Here is a 24,917-nt window from a genome sequence, read left to right as displayed (position 1 = left end):
TTTTTGTTGCACGTTTTTCAAAACGAGCGGTTTTGTGAGGTAAAAAGCCCCCAAGAAGAGGGCTGTTATGAAAAATGGTATTAAAAAGCAAGGGGGCTTACATCATGCCGCCCATGCCTCCCATGCCTCCCATGCCTCCCATACCGCCCATATCAGGCATTGCTGGGGTTGCTTTTTCTTCTTTGATTTCATGCACGGTGGCTTCTGTGGTTAAAAGCAGGCTTGAAACCGAAACCGCATTTTGTAAAGCGATCCTTTCTACTTTTAAGGGGTCAATAATGCCTTCTTTAAACATGTCCACATACTTGCCATTGCTGGCGTTAAAACCAAAATGCCCTTCGTGTTTTTCTACTTCATTCACGACCACACCGCCATCATAACCAGCGTTGATAGCGATTTGGGCTAATGGGGCTTTAATGGCGCGCATGATGATTTCATAGCCCACTTTTTCATCATCGTGTAAATTCAAATGCACTTTTTGAGCCGCGCGAATGAGAGCCGCACCGCCGCCAATCACAATGCCTTCTTCAACCGCTGCTTTAGTCGCGCTTAAGGCATCATCCACCCGGTCTTTTTTCTCTTTCATTTCCACTTCACTCGCAGCGCCCACTTTAATCACAGCCACACCGCCAGAGAGTTTAGCCAACCTTTCTTGCAATTTTTCTTTGTCATAATCGCTTGTCGTGCTTGCAATTTGGGTTTTGATTTGCGCGACTCTGTCTTTAACGTCATCGCTATGGCCTTTGCCATCTACGATCGTGGTGTTGTCTTTGTCAATCACAATCCTTCCGGCTTTGCCTAAAAACTCCACTTCAGCGTTTTCTAGACTCAAGCCCAATTCTTCGCTAATAACTTGACCGCCGGTTAAAATAGCGATGTCTTTGAGCATTTCTTTTCTTCTGTCCCCAAAGCCTGGAGCTTTAACCGCTGCGATATTCAACACGCCTCTTAATTTATTCACCACTAGAGTCGTTAAAGCTTCGCCCTCAATGTCTTCAGCGATAATCAAAAGCGGTTTGCCCTCTTTCATGGTTTTTTCTAGTAGCGGGAGGATGTCTTTCATGCTAGAGATTTTTTTATCCGTTAAAAGGATGTAAGCGTTATCCAATTGGGCGGTCATTTTCTCAGCGTTCGTTACAAAATAAGGGGAGAGGTAGCCTCTATCAAATTGCATGCCTTCTACAACATCCAGTTCGTCTTCAATGCCCTTAGCTTCTTCAACGGTGATCACGCCGTCTTTGCCCACTTTTTCCATAGCGTCAGCGATGAGTTTCCCGATATTGTGATCGGAGTTTGCAGAAATGGTCGCTACTTGGGTGATTTCTTCTTTACCGCCCACTTTTTTGCTCGCTTTTTTAAGCTCATTAATGATCGCTTCAGCGGCTTTGTCCATGCCTCGTTTCACTTCAATGGGGTTAGCCCCAGCCGTGATATTCCTCAAACCTTCTTTAAAAATGCTATAAGCCAGCACGGTCGCTGTGGTCGTGCCATCGCCGGCAGCATCAGCGGTTTTGCTCGCTACTTCTTTAACGAGTTGAGCGCCCATGTTAGCCACCGGGCAACTTAATTCAATCTCTTTAGCCACGCTCACGCCATCTTTAGTGATGCTTGGAGCGCCATAGCTTTTTTGGATCAACACGTTCCTGCCTCTTGGCCCCATGGTAACTTTAACAGCGTCATGGAGTTGTCTCACGCCTTCAAATAGAAGGTTTCTTGCACTATCTGAAAATTTAATTTCTTTTGCCATTGTGTATCCTTAATAATAATGTTTTTAGTGTTTTTTGTGATCATGACAGCAAGCTTCATGCTCTTTAGCATGCTTATGGTCATGATTACCTGTATGACAACAAGAGCCTGAGCCCACAATACCCAGAATGTCTTCTAATTCTAGCACCATGTATTCGGTGCCGTCTAAAACGATTTCTGCACCTTTGTATTTGCCAAAAGCGATCACATCGCCTTCTTTAACGCATTTGCAACCCTCACTGATTTTATGGCTAACGGCTTTGACTACGCCCATTAAAGGCTTTTCTTTAGCGTTATCAGGGATGATGATGCCTGAACTGGTTTTGTTCTCTTCTTCAAGTCTTTCTACTAAGACCCTTTCTCCTAATGGTTGAAACTTCATTTCAGTTCTCCTAAGTTTTGATAAATAAAATAGAAATTTAGCGCTTATTGTTATTAAGCGACACAACTATAGCGCATTTTTAGGGATAAGTCAAGCCATAAAACCAAACATAAGATTATAATTATAAGGATTATTAAGTCTAATTGTATCAAGTTTCATTAGTTTAAAAATATAAGGATTAGAAAAAAGGGGCGTTATCAACAAACCTTTTTAAGATTTTATTTATTGAGTATAATTCATTCAAGCGAGTTAAAACAAGAAGCAAAATGAAGAAAGCATGAAAATGATTCTTAAAAGTTCCATTGATCGCCTTTTGCAAACGATAGATATTGTAGAAGTCATTAGCTCTTATGTGGATTTGAGGAAGTCAGGTTCGAATTACATGGCTTGTTGCCCGTTTCATGAAGAAAGGAGCGCGAGTTTTAGCGTCAATCAAATTAAAGGGTTTTACCATTGCTTTGGGTGTGGGGCGAGCGGGGATAGCATTAAATTTGTGATGGCGTTTGAAAAGCTTTCGTTTGTGGAAGCGCTTGAGAAATTAGCCCACCGATTCAATATAGCTTTAGAGTATGACAAAGGTGCTTATTACGATCATAAAGAAGATTACCACCTTTTAGAAATGGTGAGTTCGTTGTATCAAGAAGAGCTTTTTAACGCCCCGTTTTTTTTGAATTATTTGCAAAAAAGAGGGCTTAGCATGGAGAGCATCAAAGCGTTTAAGTTAGGGTTATGCACGAATAAAATTGATTACGGCATTGAAAATAAAGGTTTGAATAGGGACAAATTGATTGAATTGGGCGTGCTAGGCAAAAACGATAACGATCAGAAAACCTATTTGCGCTTTTTGGATCGCATCATGTTCCCTATTTATAGCCCTAGCGCTCAAGTGGTGGGCTTTGGAGGGCGCACCTTAAAAGAAAAAGCGGCCAAGTATATCAATTCGCCCCAAAATAAGCTCTTTGATAAATCCAGCTTGCTCTATGGCTATCATTTGGCTAAAGAACACATTTATAAACAAAAGCAGGTCATCGTTACAGAAGGGTATTTGGATGTGATTTTATTGCACCAGGCGGGTTTTAAAAACGCCATAGCCACGCTTGGGACAGCTTTGACGCCATCGCATTTGCCCTTGCTTAAAAAAGGCGATCCAGAAATCCTTTTGAGCTATGATGGGGATAAGGCAGGGCGAAAGGCGGCTTATAAAGCGAGCTTGATGTTGGCTAAAGAGCAAAGGAAAGGGGGGGTAATTTTGTTTGAAAACAACCTAGACCCAGCGGATATGATCGCTAATGGCCAGATTGAAACCTTAAAAAATTGGCTATCGCGCCCCATGGCTTTTATTGAGTTTGTTTTAAGGCACATGGCGGGTTCTTATCTTTTAGACGATCCTTTAGAAAAAGATAAGGCCCTTAAAGAAATGTTAGGGTTTTTGAAAAACTTTTCCTTGCTTTTACAAAGCGAATACAAGCCCTTAATCGCTGCACTTTTGCAAGCGCCTTTGCATGTTTTAGGGATCAGAGAGCCAGCTTCTTTTCAGCCTTTTTACCCCAAAACAGAAAAACCCAATCTTGCTCAAAAATTCGCCCATGTTCCTAACACGATGAGTTTGGAATTTTTAGAAAAATTAGTGATCCGCTATCTTTTAGAAGACAGAAGCTTGTTGGATTTGGCGGTGGGCTATATCCATAGTGGGGTATTCTTGCATAAAAAACAAGAATTTGACGCTTTGTGTCAAGAAAAATTAGACGACCCTAAATTAGTTGCGTTATTATTAGATGCGAATTTACCCCTAAAAAAGGGGGGTTTTGAAAAGGAATTGCGTTTGTTGATTTTGCGCTATTTTGAGCGGCAACTCAAAGAAATCCCTAAAAGCCCGCTTTCTTTTAGCGAAAAAATGATCTGTTTAAAAAAGGCTCGCCAGGCCATTATGAAATTAAAACAAGGAGAATTAGTCGCCATATGAAAAAGATTAAAGCTTTAGCCCTATTTAGTGGGGGGTTGGATAGTTTGTTGTCCATGAAATTACTCATTGATCAAGGCATTGAAGTAACCGCTTTGCACTTTAATATAGGGTTTGGAGGGAATAAAGATAAAAGAGAGTATTTTGAAAACGCCACCGCGCAAATTGGGGCTAAGCTATTGGTGTGCGATATTAGAGAGCAGTTTTTTAACGATGTGTTGTTCAAGCCCAAATACGGCTATGGGAAATACTTCAACCCTTGCATTGACTGCCATGCCAACATGTTTAGGAACGCTTTTTATAAAATGCTTGAATTGGATGCGGATTTTGTTTTGAGCGGGGAAGTGCTAGGGCAACGCCCTAAATCCCAAAGGAAAGAAGCGCTCAATCAGGTGAGGAAATTAGTCAGAGAAGTGGGCGAAGAGGCTCGTTTTGATCCCGTTTTAGACCGAACGCAAGCAAGCGGTGAAAAACCGCAATTTTTAGACGAATTGCTCTTAAGGCCCATGAGCGCTAAACTCTTAGAGCCTACTTTCATGGAAAAAAAGGGTTTTGTTGATAGAGAAAAGCTTTTAGATGTGAGTGGCAGGGGGCGAAGCAGGCAATTGCAAATGATCAAAGATTACGGCTTGAAATATTATGAAAAGCCAGGTGGGGGGTGCTTGCTTACGGATATTCAAGTGAGTAATAAGATTAAGAATTTGAAAGAATACAGAGAAATGGTGTTTGAAGATGGCGTGATTGTCAAAAACGGGCGCTATTTTGTCTTACCCCATAACGCTCGTTTGGTGGTGGCAAGGAATGAAGAAGAAAACCATAAATTGGATATTCAACACCCCTTAATGGATAAGATTGAATTATTAAGCTGTAAAGGCCCTTTGAGTTTAGTGGATAAAAACGCCAGCAAAGAAGATAAAGAATTAGCCGGCCGTATCGCTTTAGGCTATGCTAAGACTTTAAAAAATCAAGCTTATCTCATTCAAATAGGGAATGAAAAGCACGAACTTTACCCTTTGGATAAAGAGAACGCTAGGGAGTATTTGTTCGCTTGAAAGGGGAGTTTTTGAGAATTTTAGGGGTTTTCTTTTTATGCTATAATGGAAAAAGCTCTAATCATTAAGCTATTTGCTAGGAGGTTTGCATGCAAGAGTTTTTAGGTTTTGGTGTGGTGGGGAATTTTGCAGGGCATTTGGAGCAAGCAGGAGAGAGTCATAGTTTTATTAACATGAAAAGCGAAGAAAAGGACGCCCCTAAGGGGCTGTTCCCTTTTTATATCCCGTATGAGAATTGCTATTTGGGGCGTTGTTGCATTAATAACCATAAGATTATTTTGCCTAATGATTTGAATTTAAAGGTGCAAGCAGAGCCAGAAATCGCTTTAGAATGCGATGTTAAGTATGATGAAAAACATTTGGTAACCAAGCTTGTGCCTAATTTTTTCATGGCGTTTAATGACGCTTCTGTGCGTAATTTAGAAGCCACAAAGCTCTCCCAAAAAAAGAATTTTTCACCGGCTTCTAAAGGCATAGGGCAGAAATTGCCTATTGACAGGTTTGTTTATGGGGGGGTGTGTAACAATTTCTCTATCGCATCTTTTTTGAAATATAATAATGTTTGGCACATTTATGGGGAAAACAGCAAATTGCTCAAATACGAGTTTTTTTATCAAAAGCTTTTAGACTGGATTAAAAACCAATTAAACTACCAACAAGATGGTGATTCTTTAGAGGCTTTAAGACCTTTTTTAGAGCGCCATAATTTCCCCACTAAAATGATTTTTGCGATTGGGGCTACCCCTTATATGCCTTTTGCGCAAGAGCATTTTTTACAAAAAGGCGATGAGGTGGTGATTGTTGCTTACAACCATTTGCAATATAGTTTTGAAAAGATTCAAAGCCTCTTAGAAGAAGACACCCTACAAACCAAAGAACACACCAATCTTTCTTATGTCTATCAAATCGTAGAATAGTAAGGCTTTTATCTCTTTAGCTTTGCTTTTTTACCCTTTTAAAGATTAAATGCATCCCTTTTGACCCCCTTTTAGAGGATTTTTATGGTTTTTTTGAGATAATAAAGCCTTATAAAGTTAATTAAAATTAAACAAAAGGGTTTTGATGTCCGCTCATTTTTTAAAAATCGTTTTTTTAGTAGGCATGTGCGTTTCAAGTTTGTTCGCTGAAGGTTTAGAAGGTTTTTTTAACGCCCTAGAAGCCCAGCTTAAAAGCCCCATCGCTAAGGGGATTTTAATGGTGATTTTCATAGGGATCGCCATTTATGTGTGGAGGAATTTGGACCGGTGGAAAGAGATTTTATTCACGATCCTTGGCGTGGTGTTTGGGATTTTTTTATTCTTTAAGGCCCCGAGTTTGGCGAATTGGTTTATGGGAATTTTTAATGATTATCCTCTCAGCGAGCGTGAAGAATTTGCGTGAAATTTCGGTTAAAGAAAAATTTTTATGGCTGAACGCTAAGTCTTATTTGATTTCTGTTTTTGCGCCTTTTATCTTGCTCCCTTGGATTGATTTGTTGAGCGCTTTTTTATTGTATTTAGGGTTTTTAGCGCTCTTTAGCGTTCTGGAATTTTTTGATGAAGACATTGCAGATATTATCGTGGCTAAAAGCAAAATAAAGACTAAAACCAAATGTTATAGAGCGTAGGATGTTAGAAAAGCTTTTAGGCGCTATCAAACAAAAAGTTTCAAACTATTTTTTAGGGGTTTTGCCTAAAAGCTATTCTATGAGCGAAGAAAACAACATTTTAGGCTTGTATGATGAGCATTTTTTACTCACTAAAAACGAAAACTTAGTGGGCATCCTCCGTTTAGAGGGGGTGAGTTACACCCATTTAAGCACAGAGCAATTGCAAGATCTTTTCACCGAGCGCCAGATGGCGTTGGATTCTTTAGAAAAAGTCGTGGCGCGCCTTGTGGTTAAAAGGCGTAAAATTGATCACCAACAAAACATTCAAGCTGACTCTCAATACTTGCAAGCGATTTTGAATCAATTTGAAAACAAAGAAGTGTATGAGAATCAGTATTTTTTGGTTTTAGAAAGCACGCACTCCTTACAAGGTGTTTTGGAGCATAAGAAAAAATCTCTCATGCATGCCAATAGGGAAAATTTTAAGGATATTCTCTCTTATAAAGCGCATTTTTTGCAAGAAACTTTAAAAAGCCTAGAAATCCAGCTCAAAAATTATGCCCCCAAACTCTTAAGCTCTAAAGAGGTTTTGAATTTTTATGCAGAATACATTAACGGGTTTGATCTTCCCCTAAAACCCCTAGTAGGGGGGTATTTGAGCGATAGCTATATCGCTAGTTCTACCACTTTTGAAAAAGATTATTTCATTCAAGAGGGTTTTAACCAAAAAACCTATAACCGCTTGATTGGCATTAAAGCTTATGAGAGCGAACGCATCACTTCTATAGCGGTGGGAGCGCTTTTATACCAAGAGACGCCACTAGATATTATCTTTTCTATAGAGCCTATGAGTGCGCATAAAACGCTGAGTTTTTTAAAAGAGAGGGCCAAGTTTAGCATGTCTAGTCTTGTTAAAAACGAGCTGTTAGAATACCAAGAATTAGTCAAAACCAAACGCCTATCCATGCAAAAATTCGCCCTAAACGTTCTTATCAAAGCCCCCAGTTTAGAGGATTTAGACGCTCAAACCAGCTTAATTTTAGGGCTTTTATTTAAAGAAAACTTAGTGGGCGTTATAGAAACTTTTGGCTTGAAAGGAGGGTATTTTTCCTTTTTCCCTGAACGCATCCATTTGAACCACCGCTTGCGTTTTTTAACCTCTAAAGCCCTAGCGTGTTTGATGGTGTTTGAAAGGCAAAATTTAGGTTTTAAGGCTAATTCATGGGGGAATAGCCCTTTGAGCGTGTTTAAAAATTTGGATTATTCCCCTTTTTTATTCAATTTCCACAACCAAGAAGTGAGCCACAATAACGCTAAAGAAATCGCCAGAGTGAATGGGCATACTCTAATCATAGGGGCAACCGGAAGCGGTAAAAGCACGCTGATTAGCTTTTTAATGATGAGCGCTTTAAAATACCAGAACATGCGCCTTTTAGCCTTTGACAGGATGCAAGGGCTGTATTCTTTCACCGAATTTTTTAAAGGGCATTACCATGACGGCCAATCTTTTAGCATTAACCCCTTTTGTTTAGAGCCTAATTTACAGAATTTAGAATTTTTGCAATCCTTTTTTTTGAGCATGTTGGATCTCGCCCCTTCAAGGGATAAAGAAGCCTTAGAAGACATGAATGCGGTTTCTGGCGCGATTAAGAGCCTTTATGAGACCTTATACCCCAAAGATTTTAGTTTGCTAGACTTTAAAGAAACGCTTAAAAGAACCTCATCTAACCAACTGGGCTTGAGCTTGGAGCCGTATTTGAATAACCCCCTTTTTAACGCTTTGAATGACGCGTTCAACTCCAACGCTTTTTTAAACGTGATAAACCTAGATGCGATCACCCAAAACCCTAAAGATTTGGGGCTTTTAGCCTATTACTTGTTTTATAAGATCTTAGAAGAGTCCAGGAAAAACGACAGCGGTTTTTTGGTTTTTTTAGACGAGTTTAAATCCTATGTGGAAAACGATTTACTGAACACCAAAATCAACGCTTTAATCACGCAAGCCAGAAAAGCTAATGGCGTGGTGGTGTTGGCCTTGCAAGACATTTACCAATTAAGCGGGGTTAAAAACGCCCATAGTTTTTTAAGCAACATGGGGACTCTCATTTTGTACCCGCAAAAAAACGCTAGGGAGTTGAAACACCATTTCAACGTGCCTTTGAGCGAGACTGAAATTTCTTTTTTAGAAAACACCCCTTTGTATGCCAGGCAGGTTTTAGTCAAAAATCTGGGTAACGGGAGTTCCAACATGATTGATGTGAGTTTGGAGGGCTTGGGGCGTTATTTGAAAATCTTTAATTCAGATTCTAGTCATGTCAATAAAGTGAAAGCGTTACAAAAAGACTACCCTACGGAGTGGCGTGAGAAACTTTTGAAGAGCTAGTTTAAAAAAGTCAATATCATTTTGAAACACTCCTATTCAGATGGCTAAGGCACACAAGAAATTAAGGGACTCTGCTGTATTCCTACCCTGAAGCGTTACCCTAAAATCCTATTGCATAGGTCTAAATAAGAGCTTAGGGATCATTTTAGCCATAAAAAGCTTATGTTTTCATTAAAAATGTTATGATACGCTCAAATAGTCAAGCAAAAAAATGTCAATTAAAAGGGTTAGATTGAAAATATTCGTTCTGTTGATGTCGGTAATTCTAGGAATATCATTAACAGGTTGCATAGGCTATCGTATGGACTTAGAACATTTTAACACGCTCTATTATGAAGAAAGCCCTAAACAAGCTTATGAATATTCCAAACAATTCACTAAGAAAAAAAAGAACGCTCTTTTATGGGACTTGCAAAACGGCTTGAGCGCTTTATACGCAAGGGATTATAAGACTTCTTTAGGGGTGTTAGATCAAGCCGAGCAACGCTTTGATAAAACCCAAAGCGCCTTCACAAGAGGGGCTGGTTATGTGGGCGCTACCATGATTAATGATAACGTGCGCGCTTATGGGGGGAATATTTATGAGGGCGTTTTAATCAATTATTACAAAGCGATAGACTACATGCTTTTAAACGATAGTGCGAAAGCTAGGGTGCAATTCAACCGCGCGAATGAGCGCCAACGCAGGGCTAAAGAATTTTATTATGAGGAAGTGCAAAAAGCCATTAAAGAAATCGATTCTAGCAAAAAGCACAATATTAATATGGAACGCTCTAGGGTGGAAGTGAGCGAGATTTTAAACAACACTTATTCTAATTTAGACAAATACGAAGCTTATCAAGGCTTGCTTAACCCGGCGGTTTCGTATCTTTCAGGGTTGTTTTACGCTTTAAATGGGGATAAGAATAAGGGATTAGGCTATCTTAATGAAGCCTATGGGATCAGTCAAAGCCCTTTTGTAGCCCAAGACTTGGTTTTTTTCAAAAACCCTAACAGGAGCCATTTCACTTGGATCATCATTGAAGATGGTAAAGAGCCGCAAAAAAGCGAATTTAAAATTGATGTGCCTATTTTTATGATTGATTCGGTTTATAACGTGAGTATAGCCTTGCCCAAGCTAGAAAAAGGGGAAGCGTTTTATCAAAATTTCACTCTCAAAGACGGAGAAAAAGTAACGCCCTTTGACACTTTAGCCTCAATAGATGCGGTGGTCGCTAGCGAATTCAGGAAGCAATTGCCCTACATTATCACTAGGGCTATTTTATCGGCCACTTTTAAGGTGGGCATGCAAGCGGTGGCGAACTATTATTTGGGGTTTGTTGGCGGGTTAGTAACTTCGTTGTATTCAGGTGTTAGCACCTTTGCAGACACTAGAAGCACGAGCATTTTTGCCCATAAAATCTACCTCATGCGTATCAAGAACAAAGCCTTTGAAAGTTATGAAGTTCGAGCCGATTCCATTGACGCTTTTTCGTTTTCCTTAAAGCCTTGTAAAAGATCGCTTGAAAGCCCTAAAGTCATTGACGCTAGGGAATTGCTTTCAGGGTTTGTAACAGCCCCACAAGTCTTTTGCTCTAACCGCCATAATATTTTATATATCCGCAGCTTTAAAAACGGGTTTGTTTTGAGTCATTTAAAATGATTTAAAAAACCCCCAAAGATAGTTTTTAAGTGTCGTTGGCATTAAACACAAACACGATATAATTATAAAACGATACGAAAACCTAAATTAAGGGGAAGTTATGGCTGATAGTTTAGCGGGCATTGATCAAGTTACGAGTTTGCATAAAAATAACGAGTTGCAGTTGTTGTGTTTCAGGCTGGGTAAAAACAAGGATTTGTATGCGGTCAATGTCTTTAAGATCCGTGAAGTGGTGAAATACCATGGCAATCTCACTATTATCAGCCACGAAAACAATTCGCTTGTTGAGGGGCTAATCATTATAAGAGAGCTCACCATTCCCTTGATTGATATGAAAAAATGGTTTTATTATGACAGCCAAAACAAAAACAAGGATTTACGCCCTTATAGGATAGAAAAAGACAAGGGCGAAGACGATATTGTCATGATTTGTGAGTTTTCTCGTTGGACCATAGGGGTTAGGATCTATGAAGCGGATAGGATTTTGAGCAAGAAATGGACTGAAATGGAGCAAAGCGCTGGGCTAGGGGGATCTGCAGGCAATAACAAGCTCGTGAGCCGCACGCGCTATTTTGACGGGCGCTTGGTGCAAGTGGTGGATATTGAAAAAATGCTTATAGATGTGTTCCCTTGGATTGAAGATGAAAAACACAGCGATTTAGAGACGCTTTCTAAAATCCATTCTAACCAATGCGTTTTGCTCGCTGATGACTCCCCAAGCGTTTTAAAAACCATGCAAATGATTTTAGACAAGCTAGGCGTCAAGCATATAGATTTTATCAATGGTAAAACCTTATTAGAGCATTTATTCAGCCCGACAACCGATGTGAGTAATATTGGCCTTATCATCACCGATTTAGAAATGCCAGAAGCGAGCGGTTTTGAAGTGATCAAACAGGTTAAAAACGATCCTTTGACTTCAAAAATCCCTATCGTCGTCAATTCTTCTATGAGCGGCAGCTCTAATGAAGACATGGCCAGGAGTTTAAAAGCCGATGATTTCATTTCCAAGTCTAACCCTAAAGACATCCAGCGAGTGGTTAAGCAATTTTTGGAATTAGCATGAAAAAATACAGCGCTATCCCCACCCCTTGCTATGTGTTAGAGAGCGAACGCTTAGAAAAAAACGCCAAGATTTTAGAAATCGTGCGCCAACAAAGTGGGGCAAAGGTTTTGCTCGCTTTAAAGGGGTATGCGTTTTGGCGTGAGTTTGGGATTTTGAGGCAAAAATTGAACGGGTGTTGCGCGAGCGGTCTTTATGAGGCTAAGCTCGCTTTTGAAGAATTTGGGGGGCGAGAGAGCCACAAAGAAATTTGCGTTTATAGCCCGGCTTTCAAAGAGGCTGAAATGAGCGCGATTTTACCCCTAGCGACAAGCATTATTTTCAACTCTTTTTACCAATACGCCACCTATAAAGACAGGATTTTAGATAAAAACAAGCAATTAGAAAACTTGGGCTTAAGCCCCATTAAAATGGGTTTGAGAATCAACCCTCTTTATAGTGAAGTAACCCCAGCGATCTATAACCCATGCTCTAAAGTGAGCCGGTTAGGGATTACGCCTAGCGGATTTGAAAAGGGGGTGAAAGAGCATGGCTTAGAGGGGGTGAGCGGGTTGCATTTCCATACGCATTGCGAGCAAAACGCTGACGCTTTGTGCCGGACTTTAGAGCATGTAGAAAGGCATTTCAAGCCCTATTTAGAAAACATGGCGTGGGTGAATTTTGGTGGGGGGCATCATATCACTAAGAGCGATTATGATGTGAATTTGCTCATCCAAACGATTAAGGATTTTAAAGAGCGTTATCATAATATAGAGGTGATTTTAGAGCCTGGGGAAGCCATAGGGTGGCAATGCGGGTTTTTAATCGCAAGCGTGATAGACATCGTTCAAAACGATCAAGAAATTGCGATTTTAGACGCTTCTTTTAGCGCTCACATGCCCGATTGTTTAGAAATGCCTTATCGCCCTAGCATTTTTAAAATCTCTGTAGAAAATGATGAAGAGCTTGTTGAAGTTGAAAAGGGCGAAAATCAAGGGGCGTTTTCTTATTTTTTAGGCGGCCCTACTTGTTTAGCGGGGGATTTTATGGGGAGCTTTAGCTTTGAAACGCCTTTAAAAAGGGGCGATAAAATCGTGTTTCAAGACATGCTCCATTATACGATCGTGAAAAACAACTCGTTTAATGGCGTGCCACTGCCAAGCCTGGCTAAAATAGACTCGCAAGGTTTTAAGATCCTTAAAAATTTTTCTTATGAAGATTATAAAAACAGGAATTAAGGCTTTAATCAAGGTTTTTGATTAAGACTTTTTGGGGCTTGTAAAAAGACCCACGCATAACATTCCAGTGCCAAGCCCGGCCAACACCGCGCCAATGGTGTGCATGTCTAAATAAATGCGAGCGAGCATGGTTAAAGGGATTAGGGGTAAGAGCCACAAGTATTTTTTAACAGAATAACGGCGCATTAAAAACGCCACCGCCAAACCCACCATAGACGAATGCCCGCTTGGCATGTTGAAATTACCCCCATAAGGGCGCTCGCCCAAACGCTGATCGTTGATTGTTATATGGTTTAAGGCTCTTTTGGTGGTGTGCGTGAGAAGGGTTGTAGCGATAGAAGCGTTAGCGACTTGAAAAAGCCCTATCGCATCTCTTTGGATTAAGGGAATCGCCACAGATAAAATCGTAGGGATAAAGCGCGCGTAATGCTCGGTGAGATGAAACACTAAAGGCACGCTAGGCTGTTTAGGGACTTTAGGGAGGGGTGCAAAAACACCCAGTAAAATCAAGCCCAAACTGAGCGCTAACAAAGTTTTAGAAAAGCTTTTCGGCAGGCTTTCACAAAATTTTTGTTTAAATAAGAATTTTTTCATGAGTGTTATTTCACTCTTTTTTGTGTTTAAGCAGATCTAAAGGAGGGTGATAAACAACGCTTGGGTTTTTAAAATCCAAAAACACCCCTAAAACGCTATGGAAAATCACGTTTTGATTAATGGGGGTTTGGGTTTGGATAATGGAATGCTCCTTTTTAAAAAGATCGTTGGCATAAACGATAAAGGGGATCTCGTATTGCTCTTTGGGGGCGATGCTTTTAGGAATGCCATGCAAATAGAACGCTTCTTCGCCCAAACTTTCGCCATGATCGCTTAAATAGATCATTAAGGCGGGTTGCTTGGCTTTTTTGAGCATGCTAATGATTTTGTCTAACAGATAGTCGTTATAAAAAATGGTGTTGTCATAGGCGTTAATCAGGCTTTCTTTGGAGCAAGAAGACAGATCAGCGCTTGAGCAATAAGGCTTAAACACCCTAAAATTTAAAGGCACTTTGTTGTCATAGTTGGGGCCATGCGAGCCGGCAAGGTGTAAGATGAGCAAGACATTTTCATTAGAGTGTTCTTTTAAAAGGTCAGGCAAATTATAGAGTAAGGATTCATCATAAGGAGCGATCGCTTCACAATTGGGGCATTTTTGAATCAATTCATAGTTTTTAAGATAGCTTGTAACCTTAACATTCTTTTCGCCGTCATTCGCGCTATACCAAAAGACTTTAATACCGGCTTTAGTCAAGTAAGTGGGCAAATTTTCATAGGCGTTGTTTTTAAAAGAAGAATCTAAAATGCATTCCAAACTCGCTGTCGTGTAAGTGGCGCAAGAAGTGGCGTTAAAAAGGGTGAGTTCGTGATTTTCTAAGCGTTTGCTTAATCTTGGGGTGGTGGGTTTTTGATAGCCATAAAGGGCGTAATTATGCTTCCTAGCGCTTTCGCCAATGACTAGCACCACAAACGAATTGGAATGATTGGGCGAAAAGAGAGGGAGCGGCTTGATAGTGGGGGCGAAAAATTTAAGAGCGCTCACTCTAAAAGCGTTCACGCTATAAGCGAAGGGCAAAATTAAGCCCCCTATGAATTTCGCATGCTTGTCAAACCACAGCCAATTTTTAGCGTTAGCTAAAGCGCTAGCGATAAAAATAAACACTAACGCCAAGATCGCTAAAAAGGGCGCTTTTTTAGAAGAATTTTTGATGGGGATTTTATAAATGATATAGCCGGGTAACACCCCAAAAACAACGATAAAAACGAATAATTTAACGCTCAAAAAGCCTAAAACTTCATGCGTATTGGTGTTTAAGACATTCCCCATCATGCTCTTATTTAAAAACACCTTATAAGCGCTAATGAAATAGAAAGCGACAGAATTGAGCCAACTAAAAACTATTGCGCTCCAACGCATCAAAGAAGCAGAGATCAAGCCTAACGCCAAAAAAAGAGCGCCATTCACGCAAAAAAGCACCACAACCATCATGGCGATAAAACTAACTTGGTTGCTTTCTTTATAAACATAAGCGAACAAAGGGAAATGGTATAAAACGCCAAAAATAAGGCTATAAAGCAAACCGGCTTGCAGACAACTTAGGGGTTTTAAAAACTTCAGATGGAATAATGATGCCAAACACGCCCCTTAAAATCAATCGATCTTAGGATTATATCGTAGGTATGGGGATTTTATGGTTTATTTTAAGACTAGAGAAGCGTTTTTTTAGGGTGGCTTGCATTGAAGAGCTTTAAAGCGTGTTGGTTGTAGGATTTCATCACGCCCCATAGTTAGGATATGGGGCAAATCCAAATAAGGAGCATGCCATGAAGTGTAAAAGTGGCAAACGCTCTTGGAAACTATTATACCTTGAAATTTCTTTTTCTTGGTTTAAGGTAGTGTTTTTGATGAAACGCTAATTTCTAAGAGCGTTCCCCTAAGCCTAAAAAGCTTATGGGTTTCCTTTTTGATCGGGTTTGTCCTTGACTTTTGGGGCGTTTTTTGGTTAGTGGAGCGCGCGAACGCTAAAGATGTTTGGGGTTTCTTGCTTGGGTGGTTAAAAGGATCGCTTGAATAACGCTAATTTTTATTTAGATTGTAAAAAACGCCTTTGAGTATTTTTTGTGATTAACGCTTGAAGTCGAAAAACTTTGTTTGGTGGAAAAAATTAAAAAAGTTTAGAAAAATAAAAACTTTATGAAAAGATTAAAAAGCGAGTGAGAAGTCAGTGAAAAAATCAGTGAAAAAAGATTAACCCCCCAAAAAAGAGAATTTAAAAAAAGAAAGGGTTCAAAAAAAGGGAGTTTAAAAGAAATCCCCCAAAACAAAGGGTTCAAAAAAACCCCCTTAAAAAGGGAGTTTTAAGCTTTTAGTAAGCAAACACATAGTTGAGATACACGCTATAAAGCCTTCTGTATTGCAAGGTAGTGCCTAGCAAAGAATAGTAATTCGTGTTGATCGTGGGGATCTTCACGCCTAACTCCATGCCATGTTGCGCGCTATGTTCAGCACCTCTTCTCTTATTTCTGGCGAGATTGGTCCTTAAGCCCAGATTGAATAAGAATTGGAAGTTAGAGGTGTTGATTTTAGCTTTATAGTAATTGTTCACATTCGCTAAATTCACATACTGAGAATTAAGCCATGAAGTCCCTGCTAGTTGGATACCGCCAAACGCACCAAAAGAAATTTTATTGTGTTTAGTGGCTTTATCGTTGATGAAATTCACTAACAAATCGCTCCCCACGCCATAAGTCCAAACATCAGAATCGGAGTTGAAAAATTGGGATTTATTATAGGTGTGGTTGTAATCCACAAAGCCGTAGTATCTTGCGCCCCATCGTTTGTTTTTCCCAAAGAATTGCTTATAGCCCACTTGAAAGCCGATCCCATTCATCGCGCCGTTATTGGTGGTAGAAGCGGCGATTAAACCGGCGCGTCTGAAAGGGTTACTGCCGAGTTCTTGGCTCCTGGATTGCACTTGAGAATGGATATTGGAGTCAATGTAGTAGTTATCCTGTATGCCTTGTGGGCTGTTAGGGTTAGTCTTTTTGCTCACCACATTTTGTAAAGACTGAGCGTCAGGCAAGTTAGAGAGCGCTGCTGTGATGCTGTCATAGTGTTCGCCTAGCTTTTTGTATTGGCCGCTGAAATTCGCTAAAGTGTAGGCGAGGTTTTGCGCGTTATGGATTTGCTCGGCTTGGTCGCCAAAATGAGCGATGCTGTCTTTTAGACTCGTTAAGGTCTCTCCCACATACGCACAGCCTGCCCCCCAAGTGTTAGAAGTAACCGTGCCGGATGGCGTGCCACGGAGATTGCCGTCGCTACCCTTTTCATGGCACACCCCTAAAGAGTCTTTTACGAACTCTGCAGGGATTCTTTCAAAGTCTTTCACCACTTGTTGGGCGCGGTTTAAAATCTCCGCTTGCGCTCTAGCGTTAGCGAACATGCTTTGGGCGAAGTTGGCGTCTTTATAGGGGTTGAATGTCTTCCCTGTATCTAGGTTGCGCTGGTTTTGCGCGTTGGCGGCAACGATTTTGGATTGCTCTACGGCTATTGCAGCGTTTTTGATCATGTCTTGAATCGCGCTGATTTCATTTTTAAAACTCCCGCACGCCGTCCCATCGCCTTTTATATCTTTCCAATAGCCACCGCCATTACTCAACCATGGGCATGCTTCATTAAGAGTGGTTAAAATAATGCTCGCTTGTTGTAAAAGCTCTTGAGCGTTGTTGGACACTTTGATGTCTTCTTTAGTTTCTTTATACTCCCCATTCACCCACTTGACCGAAACAAATTTTCCATTAGTCCATGGGAATTTCCATTTTTCTCCTGGCTGGACGCTATCGTTTTTCTTCCCTTTAATTTCAAAATTAAGTTCTTTAGTGTCGCTTAAAGCAGGAATATCTTGCCCGCTTGCTCCAAAAGCCTTTTGGATGATTTGATAAGCTCTATTGATTTTCGCGTAATTTTCAGTGGATATACCGCTCCATGGTCCTGGTTCATAAAATGAATCGCAAGTAATGGTAGTCCCCCCATTTGACGGCACATTTTCAAAGGTTTGGACGCCCCCATTTTTATTTTTGTCAGAGCCAGGGCCACAAACGCTGATCGCATAGCTCATGACTTGCCACAACCCCGCTGCCGCATTCAAGGCTAAAAGCACCGCTTGATACGCCGGGGAATTCTTTTTATCATTGATTAAATTCTTCGCGCTCGCGTTCAAATTGCCCCTTGCGTTATTGATAGCGTTGGGGTCGGCGGACTGCCTAATAAGAGTGTTTAGGACGCTATAATTCGTTAAAAGATTGTTCAATCTTTCATAGCTGTCTGAGAGATCTTGAATGCCTTTGGTGTTTTTCACCATTTGAGCGGATTCACCGATTTGATAGCCGGCGCTCACAAAAAAGCCGTTGTCTTCAGCGCTTAAAGCGGAAACTAAAAGCGAACCTAAGGTTAATGACAGAAATTTTTTCTTCATGTTTTCTCCTTTTATTACTTGAAATAAGATTGATTTTGTCCGTCAAATCTTGCGAAAGTGTGTCTTTAAGTGAAACCATACCGCAAGCTTTCGTTAATATAGTATAAATTAATGGGATTTTGATATTAATTAGGCGTTTTTGACCTTTCAAAAAAAAAAAAAAAAAGGTTTTTGTAGCGTTTCTAAACAAATATGAAACAAATGAAAATGATTTTAAAAGAAATGAGGTTGTTTGAATAGGGGTAGTGATAAAAAAAGGGGTTTTTAACTTGGATTGTTTTTGGTTTGTTGCAAGAATGATTTCTTAAATTGTAAAAAGGATTTCCTTAAATTTTCTTAAGAGGCGTGTTTTGCAATCATTTCCCCTAAAAACTCAAGGGTTTCTAGGATTTCTTTAAAAAAAGTGGTGGTTTCAATAAAACGCTAAAATTTATAAGAGCGTTCCCTAAGCCTAAAAAGCTTAGGGGTTTGCTTTAAAAGTGGGGTTATTTTTGAGTTTTGGGGCGTTTGCATGCGGTTATTTAAAAATTACCGCCTGCTTGGTGCGAGATCCTCACTCTTTTAAACGAGTTTCTCACTCTTTTAAAAAGGCTTTGAGCGTTTTTTAAAACTATCATCAACGCTTATAAAACAAAGCCTAGCTTAATATTAATCCCCGACATAAACTTGTCTTGGGCGCGTGATCCTAGCTTGCGGGCTTTTGACATGCTCTAAAAGTTGAGCGCACCAGCCCACGGTTCTGCCAATGACAAACACCGGCGTAAAAAAACGCACCGGGATTTTTAAAGCCCTTAAAATCGTGCCGGAGTAGAAATCCACATTAGGGTAGAGATTCCTTTCAATGAAATACTCATCTTTTAGCGCGATTTCTTCCACTTTCGCGGCGATTTCGCTCAAGCGTTCGTCCATTTTAACGCCTTTTTGGTGCAGTTCGTCTTTCAAGCCTTTTAAGATTTTAGCGCGCGGATCGTAGCTTTTATACACCCTATGCCCAAAGCCCATGAGTTTGAAATTGTCGTTTTTGTCTTTCACTCGTGCGATGTATTTATCCACATTTTTCACATCGCCGATTTCTTCTAATTGGATAAGCACTTTTTCATTCGCTCCGCCATGCAAATGCCCCCATAAAGCGCTAATGCCCGCGCTAATGGCTGCATAAGGATGCACGCCGGTGCTAGCGACATTCCTTACCGTGGTAGAAGAGGCGTTTTGCCCATGGTCAGCGTGCAAGGTTAGGATTTTATCAAAGGCTTCCACTTCTAGGGGCGTGATTTCTACTTCGCCTTGAGTGGTGTGTTTTAAGCGGCTATAAGGATACCCTCTCAGCATGAAAAGGATATTTTCCACATAAGAGCGCGCGATATCCGGATAAATAATGGGCGCTCCCACTTCATTACGATAGCAAATAGCCGCAAGCGTGGGGATTTTAGCGACAATCCTTCTGGCCATAGTCTGGTAATCTTCTTCAGTGTGCATGTTTTGGTGCGTGGAATAAAGGGTGGATAAAATAGACACACCGCTAGAGAGTTTCGCCATAGGGTGGGCGTTACTAGGGAAAGCTGAAAACATGTTCAATAAGCTCTCATGCACAAAGCTTCTGTGGCGTAATTCCAGTTCAAATTCCAAGCTTTCATCTTGATTTTTGGGTAATTCCCCTGTGAGTAATAGCCTGCACACATCTACATATTTGTATTTGGCGACTAGATCTTCTATTCTATGCCCTCTGTAATACAATTCGCCTTTTTTGCCATTGATATAGCTGATCTTAGATTGGCACCCGGCGGTAGAAGAATACCCTGGATCGTAAGAAAAAAACCCGGTCGTTTCAAAAAGCTTGGAAAAATCCACCGCTTTAGGCCCACGAGTGCATTCAATCGTTTCAAATTCATAGCGTTCATTATTTTCATTATTGATTAAAGTAACAGACATTCAATTTCCTTAAGTTTTTAGAATGATAGCACTCCATTATAAGCCAAAAAATTAAATGATTTCTTTTAAAAACATTGCGTTTTTTCAAGTTATTTCCAACCACTACTTTTAAACACGCATTCAAAAAAAAGATTTTTAGGGGTTATATAGTATTTTTGCGCTAGTATAGTTACTCAAACTTTAGAAAAAGGACGAGAGATGGCTTACAACCCTAAAATTTTACAAAAGCCTAAAGAGGGCGAAGAAATTACGATTAAAGACAACAAATTGCATGTGCCAAATTACCCCATTATCCCTTTCATTGAGGGCGATGGCATTGGATCAGATATTACCCCTGCGATGATTAAAGTCGTGGATAGTGCGGTTCAAAAAGCGTATAAAGGCGAGAAAAAAATCGCATGGTATGAGGTGTTTGTGGGCGAAAAATGCTATCAAAAATTTAAAGATCACAAAGAATTAAGCCCCGAAGAGCAATGGCTCTTACCGGACACTATTGAAGCGATTAACCACTATAAAGTCTCTATTAAAGGGCCTTTGACCACGCCGATTGGTGAGGGGTTTAGATCTTTGAACGTGGCGTTACGCCAAAAAATGGATCTGTATGTGTGCTTGAGACCGGTAAGGTGGTATGGGAGTCCAAGCCCAGTGAAAGAACCACAAAAAGTGGATATGGTGATTTTTAGAGAAAATTCTGAAGACATTTATGCGGGCATTGAATGGCAAGAAGGCAGTGCGGAAGCGAAAAAACTCATCCATTTTTTACAAAATGAACTAAAGGTTAAAAAAATCCGCTTCCCTGAAAGCAGCGGCATAGGGATAAAACCCATTAGTAAGGAAGGCACAGAGAGGTTGGTGAAAAAAGCGATTGAATACGCTATTGATAACGACAAGCCAAGCGTAACTTTTGTGCATAAAGGTAACATCATGAAATACACTGAGGGGGCGTTCATGAAGTGGGGCTATGCGCTCGCTCAAAAAGAATTTAACGCTCAAGTCATTGATAAAGGCCCATGGTGTTCTTTGAAAAACCCTAAAACCGGTAAAGAAATCATCATTAAAGACATGATCGCTGACGCATTCTTGCAACAAATCTTATTACGCCCTAGCGAATACAGCGTCATTGCGACCATGAATTTGAACGGGGATTATATCTCTGATGCGTTAGCGGCGATGGTGGGGGGCATTGGTATCGCTCCTGGGGCTAATCTCAATGACACAGTGGGCATGTTTGAAGCCACCCATGGCACCGCTCCTAAATACGCTGGGCTAGATAAAGTCAATCCGGGGTCTATTATTTTGAGCGCGGAAATGATGTTAAGGCATATGGGCTGGGTGGAAGCGGCTGATTTGATCGTCTCTGCGATGGAAAAAGCGATTAAGAGCAAGAAAGTTACTTATGATTTCGCTCGTTTGATGGATGGGGCTAAAGAAGTGAAATGCTCTGAATTCGCTAGCGTGATGATTGAAAACATGTGAAAGAGCCTTTAAGCTCTGGTGTTTGAATGCGATTATAGGCTAATACTATCATTAAGGAATGAAGTTGATAAAATTTGTGCGTAATGTGGTTTTATTCATTCTAACGGCGATCTTTTTAGTGCTCATGCTTTTAGTGAGCTATTGCATGCCCCATTATAGCGCGGCTGTCATTAGCGGGGTGGAAGTCAAAAGAATGAATGAAAATGAAAACACGCCCAATAATAAGGAAGTAAAAACCCTTGCTAGAGATGTCTATTTTGTGCAAACTTACGACCCTAAGGATCAAAAAAGCGTAACCGTCTATCGTAACGAAGACACGCGCTTTGGCTTCCCTTTTTATTTTAAGTTTAATTCGGCTGATATTTCAGCTCTCGCTCAAAGTTTAGTCAACCAGCAAGTGGAAGTGCAATACTATGGCTGGCGGATCAATTTGTTTAACATGTTCCCTAATGTGATTTTTCTAAAGCCCTTAAAAGAGAGCACTGACATTTCAAAACCCATTTTTAGCTGGATTTTATACGCTTTGCTGTTAGGGGGCTTTTTTATCAGCGTGCGTTCTGTTTGCACTTTATTTAAGAGCAAAGCTCATTAATTCTTTTAGGCTTTGTTGGAAAATCACAATGGGGTTATTGGAGCGTTCGTTAAAAAGCTCAATATAGGGCAAACTGATGCTGTAAAAAGCGGTGTTGTTTTCTCTCAAATTGATAGCGATTTTATAATCTAATTGGTGGGATTTCAATAAAAAGTCATTCAGCAAACAATCATTGATTAAGCCCAAATTGTCATGGCTAATCAAAAGCATTTTGGCTTTTAATTTCAGAGCCAAATCCAGCATGTTTTCTTCTAAAGTGATAGGCACGCATAGCCCCCCAGCCCCTTCAACGATGACTAAATCGTAAGTTTTGGTGAAATTGTGGAGGCGTTGGATTAAATGATCTATATCAATGGGGGCGTTTGGATCTTCTTCTTGTTGGGCGATGAGAGGGGCTGAGGCTTTATGATAACGATAGAATGAAATGTCTTTTAAGGTTAAAGAGCGATCCAAAAGGCGGTTATCTTGCAAGAACAAATGCGCATCGCTAGAGTGGTTAATGGCGTCATTAACGCCCGTTTCAATGGGTTTTAACAAGATCGTTTTAACGCCACAAGCGTTGCAATATTGGGCTAATAGCCTAGCGCATGTGGTTTTTCCGGCATTGGTGTTAGTCGCACTGATAAAGAGCATGGTTTAACTTTTAAAGTGGTAAGCACCATCAAAGATTTGAGCGGTCAATACATTTTTAATTTGTGGTAACTTCACATTTTTAAGCGCTTCTCTTGGGACTTCAATGACTAACTCATTTAATGATTGGTCGCTCATAGGGTTATCAATATCAAAGATGAAATTCAAGGTATTGTGGAGCGAGTTATAGGTGATTTTGTCAATTAACGCATAAGTTAGTCTAACGCCCTCTGCTTGCTCTATGGCGGTTACGATACTCTTGGATAGTCTAGGGCTGATACTATCAAGTTGTGTCGCTAAATCTGTCGGTGAAATAAAGCAATAACCCGCATCAGTGTCTATGGTGTTAGCAAGCACTTTAGCAATTAGTGTCCTACTCACTTTTTTGCCTTTTAGCATAGCATTGACAAGGTTATTAACTTGAATGTTGTGGTTGTAGCTTGCTTTAAAGCTTTTACTTTTAGAGCATCTTTGTAAATCTAGTCTTTTAATAGCTTGTAGCTCGTATTGTTGAATTTTGTCCATATCAAAAGTGCGACCAGGATAATTTCGTTCCCCTCCTAAACTGCTATAAATAGAAGTTTTAATGTGGTGTTCAATGTAGGCTTTACAAGGAATGTTAAATCCCTCAATGTCTTTAGGCATTCCCATTGCTTTTAATTTTGTCGTAGAAAGCTCTTCAAAACTAACGCCATAATTTTCCATATTTTTCTTTTCAAAGAATGTATAGACTTTATTGTGTAAGCGTGTGAGAGATTGGGTTAAAGGGATAGTGAATGTGATGTCAGTGAATTTCGCCCACACATCGCCAAAGTCATTAGGTAAAGCGCTCACCAATTCCACTTTATCAGTCTTTGCGTTGTCGCAATAACAAATCGCCGCTTGATTGAATAGTCTCGCTAACAATAATAAATAGCTCGCTAAATCAAATGTGCTACTAGGCTCGTTTGTGAATACAAAAAAGCTAGTCTCTTTATCAGGTATTAGGGCGTCCTCGAGATTGTCTTTCCAATAGCCGATTACTTGAATATAACCAATGAAGTCTCGCTTACTATCCAATAGTGATTTTAGCTGTTCTGTCCTTTCCATATTGTCTTTTTGGGTGTAGCGGTATTTTTTGACAAATTTATCGCTAGACATAAAGTCTCTCATTGTGGTTTCACTTTTAGGAGCAATATAGCTATCCATAAATTTTTGTCCAAATAAATTGCGAAGTGTCCTATAAATATTAGTATTCCCTTTAAAGAAGTCTTTAGCTTTTATAGGTTCGTATGGGTCTATTTTAGTGAGTTTGATTTGCCAATATTGAGCGACTTTGTCCGCATTTTTAGGGTCAAATCCGCTTTTATACGCACTGATTAACGCTTTTTGTTGTTTTTCAGTAAAGTCTTTATAAAAAGCGTCTTTAAAAGGTCTAAACGCCGAGATAGTTCCAAAAGGTAGTCCGCTTTTGATTTTATTGACAATGCTATTGAGATTAGCGCTCTCAATCGTGGAAGCTTTAATAGTCGTTGTGTTTTGTTCTCTTTTAAGTTGTGAGAGTTCCTCACCAAACGCATCTAGTGTCGCTCTTAAAGATAAGTTGTCTTTTATCTTTACTTTAGGTTTATTTTGTCTAGCTGATTTCCTGTCCGCTAACGCTTTATCAATAGCTGATGTCAAGGAAGTGTGTCTTTTAGGTTCATCATCAACAAATTCTAAAAAGTCGTAATTCAATAGCATTTTGTGTCCTTTTCTTTAAGCGAGATTGTAGCGCTTTATCTTTGAGCTTTCAGCGGGTCATTAGGGTTTATTTGGTATAATATCAAAACTTCATTTAAGGTTGGTTCTTATGAATATTTTATTTGGGATTAGCGACACGCAAGAATGTTATAACGCTATTAAATTCGCTGTCAAATTAGCCCATTCGCTTAAAGAGGTCCGTTTCACCTTGTTGCATGTGAGCATGGAAGTGTTTATTTACAGCGAAAGCGGGATGATGGATTATGGCCAAACAGAAGCCTTAGAAGAAGAAAAAGCTAAGGCTTTGTTAAAGCAATTTGAAGACGCTTTCAAAAAAGAGAATATAGAGTGCGAGAGCGTTCTAAAAAGCGGCGATTTGATTGATGTGGTTTTAGAAATGGCGAAGGATTATGATTTGTTATTGATTGGGGCGAGCGAATCTAATTTGTTGTATCGTTTGTTCATTTCGCACCAAAATAGCCTTGTTGAACAATCCAGTATCCCTGTTGTGATCGCCAAGTAGCAT

Annotated in this window: 21 protein-coding genes, 1 other RNA gene and 2 pseudogenes; 13 read left to right on the top strand and 11 right to left on the bottom strand. The window is 40.0% G+C overall.

The window, feature by feature from the left end:
- Positions 1-97 precede the first annotated feature (97 nt).
- Both groL and D2C78_01175 read right to left on the bottom strand, forming a co-directional pair.
- Entirely contained in the window at positions 98-1,747 is a 1,650-nt protein-coding gene (gene groL, locus D2C78_01180; GenBank protein QEF34714.1) for a chaperonin GroEL, read from the bottom strand.
- A 24-nt stretch (positions 1,748-1,771) separates the two neighbouring features.
- Positions 1,772-2,128, bottom strand: a complete 357-nt coding sequence (locus D2C78_01175; protein QEF34713.1) for a co-chaperone GroES — start codon at positions 2,126-2,128, stop codon at positions 1,772-1,774.
- A gap of 283 nt (positions 2,129-2,411) precedes the next feature.
- Between D2C78_01175 and D2C78_01170 the strand changes: the two genes are divergently transcribed.
- The 6 genes from D2C78_01170 to D2C78_01145 all read left to right on the top strand — a co-directional run bounded on the left by D2C78_01170 (position 2,412) and on the right by D2C78_01145 (position 9,111).
- Positions 2,412-4,091, top strand: a complete 1,680-nt coding sequence (locus D2C78_01170) for a DNA primase (GenBank protein QEF34712.1) — start codon at positions 2,412-2,414, stop codon at positions 4,089-4,091.
- Positions 4,088-5,140 (top strand): ATP-binding protein, encoded by a 1,053-nt coding sequence (locus D2C78_01165; GenBank protein ID QEF34711.1) that lies wholly within the window; start codon positions 4,088-4,090, stop codon positions 5,138-5,140. The genes D2C78_01170 and D2C78_01165 overlap by 4 nt, the downstream gene beginning before the upstream one ends.
- 89 nt (positions 5,141-5,229) lie before the next feature.
- Positions 5,230-6,057 (top strand): hypothetical protein, encoded by an 828-nt coding sequence (locus D2C78_01160; protein ID QEF34710.1) that lies wholly within the window; start codon positions 5,230-5,232, stop codon positions 6,055-6,057.
- Positions 6,058-6,202: 145 nt separating this feature from the next.
- Positions 6,203-6,520 (top strand): competence protein ComB, encoded by a 318-nt coding sequence (locus D2C78_01155; protein QEF34709.1) that lies wholly within the window; start codon positions 6,203-6,205, stop codon positions 6,518-6,520.
- Positions 6,483-6,746, top strand: a complete 264-nt coding sequence (locus D2C78_01150) for a competence protein ComB (protein ID QEF34708.1) — start codon at positions 6,483-6,485, stop codon at positions 6,744-6,746. Before D2C78_01155 ends, D2C78_01150 begins: the two co-directional genes overlap by 38 nt.
- Before the next feature lies 1 nt (position 6,747).
- A complete protein-coding gene (locus D2C78_01145) occupies positions 6,748-9,111 on the top strand; it encodes a VirB4 family type IV secretion/conjugal transfer ATPase (GenBank protein QEF34707.1) in 2,364 nt (787 codons plus the stop codon).
- Between the two features lie 30 nt (positions 9,112-9,141).
- Here D2C78_01145 and ffs read toward each other — a convergent pair.
- Positions 9,142-9,239, bottom strand: an RNA gene (ffs, locus tag D2C78_01140) — signal recognition particle sRNA small type.
- Positions 9,240-9,343: 104 nt separating this feature from the next.
- On the opposite strand from ffs, the gene D2C78_01135 reads away from it, so the two are divergent.
- The 3 genes from D2C78_01135 (at position 9,344) to nspC (ending at position 13,033) form a co-directional block, all read left to right on the top strand.
- Positions 9,344-10,753 carry a hypothetical protein gene (locus D2C78_01135; GenBank protein QEF34706.1) on the top strand — a complete coding sequence of 470 codons (1,410 nt, stop codon included), beginning with the start codon at positions 9,344-9,346 and terminating at the stop codon, positions 10,751-10,753.
- Between the two features lie 100 nt (positions 10,754-10,853).
- Positions 10,854-11,819: a chemotaxis signal transduction protein CheV gene (locus D2C78_01130; protein QEF34705.1), complete on the top strand. Its 966-nt coding sequence runs from the start codon at positions 10,854-10,856 to the stop codon at positions 11,817-11,819.
- Entirely contained in the window at positions 11,816-13,033 is a 1,218-nt protein-coding gene (nspC, locus tag D2C78_01125) for a carboxynorspermidine decarboxylase (GenBank protein ID QEF34704.1), read from the top strand. The genes D2C78_01130 and nspC overlap by 4 nt, the downstream gene beginning before the upstream one ends.
- 21 nt (positions 13,034-13,054) lie before the next feature.
- On the opposite strand, the gene lpxE is transcribed toward nspC, so the two are convergent.
- A complete protein-coding gene (gene lpxE, locus D2C78_01120; GenBank protein QEF34703.1) occupies positions 13,055-13,627 on the bottom strand; it encodes a lipid A 1-phosphatase LpxE in 573 nt (190 codons plus the stop codon).
- 10 nt (positions 13,628-13,637) lie between these two features.
- On the bottom strand, positions 13,638-15,203 hold the full coding sequence (eptA, locus tag D2C78_01115; GenBank protein QEF34702.1) for a phosphoethanolamine--lipid A transferase EptA: 1,566 nt from the start codon (positions 15,201-15,203) through the stop codon (positions 13,638-13,640).
- Positions 15,204-15,391: 188 nt separating this feature from the next.
- On the opposite strand from eptA, the gene D2C78_01110 reads away from it, so the two are divergent.
- The gene (locus tag D2C78_01110) at positions 15,392-15,484 is read left to right on the top strand and encodes a hypothetical protein (protein QEF34701.1); all 93 of its coding nucleotides are present in this window, start codon (positions 15,392-15,394) and stop codon (positions 15,482-15,484) included.
- Between the two features lie 208 nt (positions 15,485-15,692).
- Here the strand turns inward: D2C78_01110 and D2C78_01105 are convergent.
- The 4 genes and pseudogenes from D2C78_01105 to D2C78_01090 form a co-directional block, all read right to left on the bottom strand.
- Positions 15,693-15,880: pseudogene (locus tag D2C78_01105) on the bottom strand (hypothetical protein).
- A gap of 53 nt (positions 15,881-15,933) precedes the next feature.
- Positions 15,934-18,042, bottom strand: a complete 2,109-nt coding sequence (locus tag D2C78_01100) for an outer membrane protein (protein QEF35795.1) — start codon at positions 18,040-18,042, stop codon at positions 15,934-15,936.
- A gap of 9 nt (positions 18,043-18,051) precedes the next feature.
- A pseudogene (locus D2C78_01095) lies at positions 18,052-18,232 on the bottom strand (hypothetical protein).
- Positions 18,233-18,690: 458 nt separating this feature from the next.
- Positions 18,691-19,971 (bottom strand): citrate synthase, encoded by a 1,281-nt coding sequence (locus tag D2C78_01090; GenBank protein ID QEF34700.1) that lies wholly within the window; start codon positions 19,969-19,971, stop codon positions 18,691-18,693.
- 198 nt (positions 19,972-20,169) lie between these two features.
- Here D2C78_01090 and icd point away from each other — a divergent pair, with 198 nt between their 5' ends.
- Both icd and D2C78_01080 read left to right on the top strand, forming a co-directional pair.
- Entirely contained in the window at positions 20,170-21,447 is a 1,278-nt protein-coding gene (gene icd, locus D2C78_01085; protein QEF34699.1) for an isocitrate dehydrogenase (NADP(+)), read from the top strand.
- Positions 21,448-21,505: 58 nt separating this feature from the next.
- Positions 21,506-22,039, top strand: a complete 534-nt coding sequence (locus D2C78_01080; GenBank protein QEF34698.1) for a DUF1523 family protein — start codon at positions 21,506-21,508, stop codon at positions 22,037-22,039.
- Here D2C78_01080 and bioD read toward each other — a convergent pair.
- Positions 22,016-22,672, bottom strand: coding sequence for a dethiobiotin synthase (gene bioD / locus D2C78_01075; GenBank protein QEF34697.1), 657 nt, complete (start codon positions 22,670-22,672; stop codon positions 22,016-22,018). The genes D2C78_01080 and bioD overlap by 24 nt on opposite strands.
- 3 nt (positions 22,673-22,675) lie before the next feature.
- Positions 22,676-24,391, bottom strand: a complete 1,716-nt coding sequence (locus tag D2C78_01070; GenBank protein QEF34696.1) for a hypothetical protein — start codon at positions 24,389-24,391, stop codon at positions 22,676-22,678.
- 109 nt (positions 24,392-24,500) lie between these two features.
- Between D2C78_01070 and D2C78_01065 the strand changes: the two genes are divergently transcribed.
- A complete protein-coding gene (locus D2C78_01065; GenBank protein ID QEF34695.1) occupies positions 24,501-24,914 on the top strand; it encodes a universal stress protein in 414 nt (137 codons plus the stop codon).
- Positions 24,915-24,917: the final 3 nt, after the last annotated feature.

The sequence above is a fragment of the Helicobacter pylori genome, assembly GCA_008032935.1.
Taxonomy (GTDB): domain Bacteria; phylum Campylobacterota; class Campylobacteria; order Campylobacterales; family Helicobacteraceae; genus Helicobacter; species Helicobacter pylori_CX.
The sequence above is the reverse complement of the archived record's forward strand: the minus strand, read 5'-3'. Positions and strand labels throughout refer to the sequence as shown.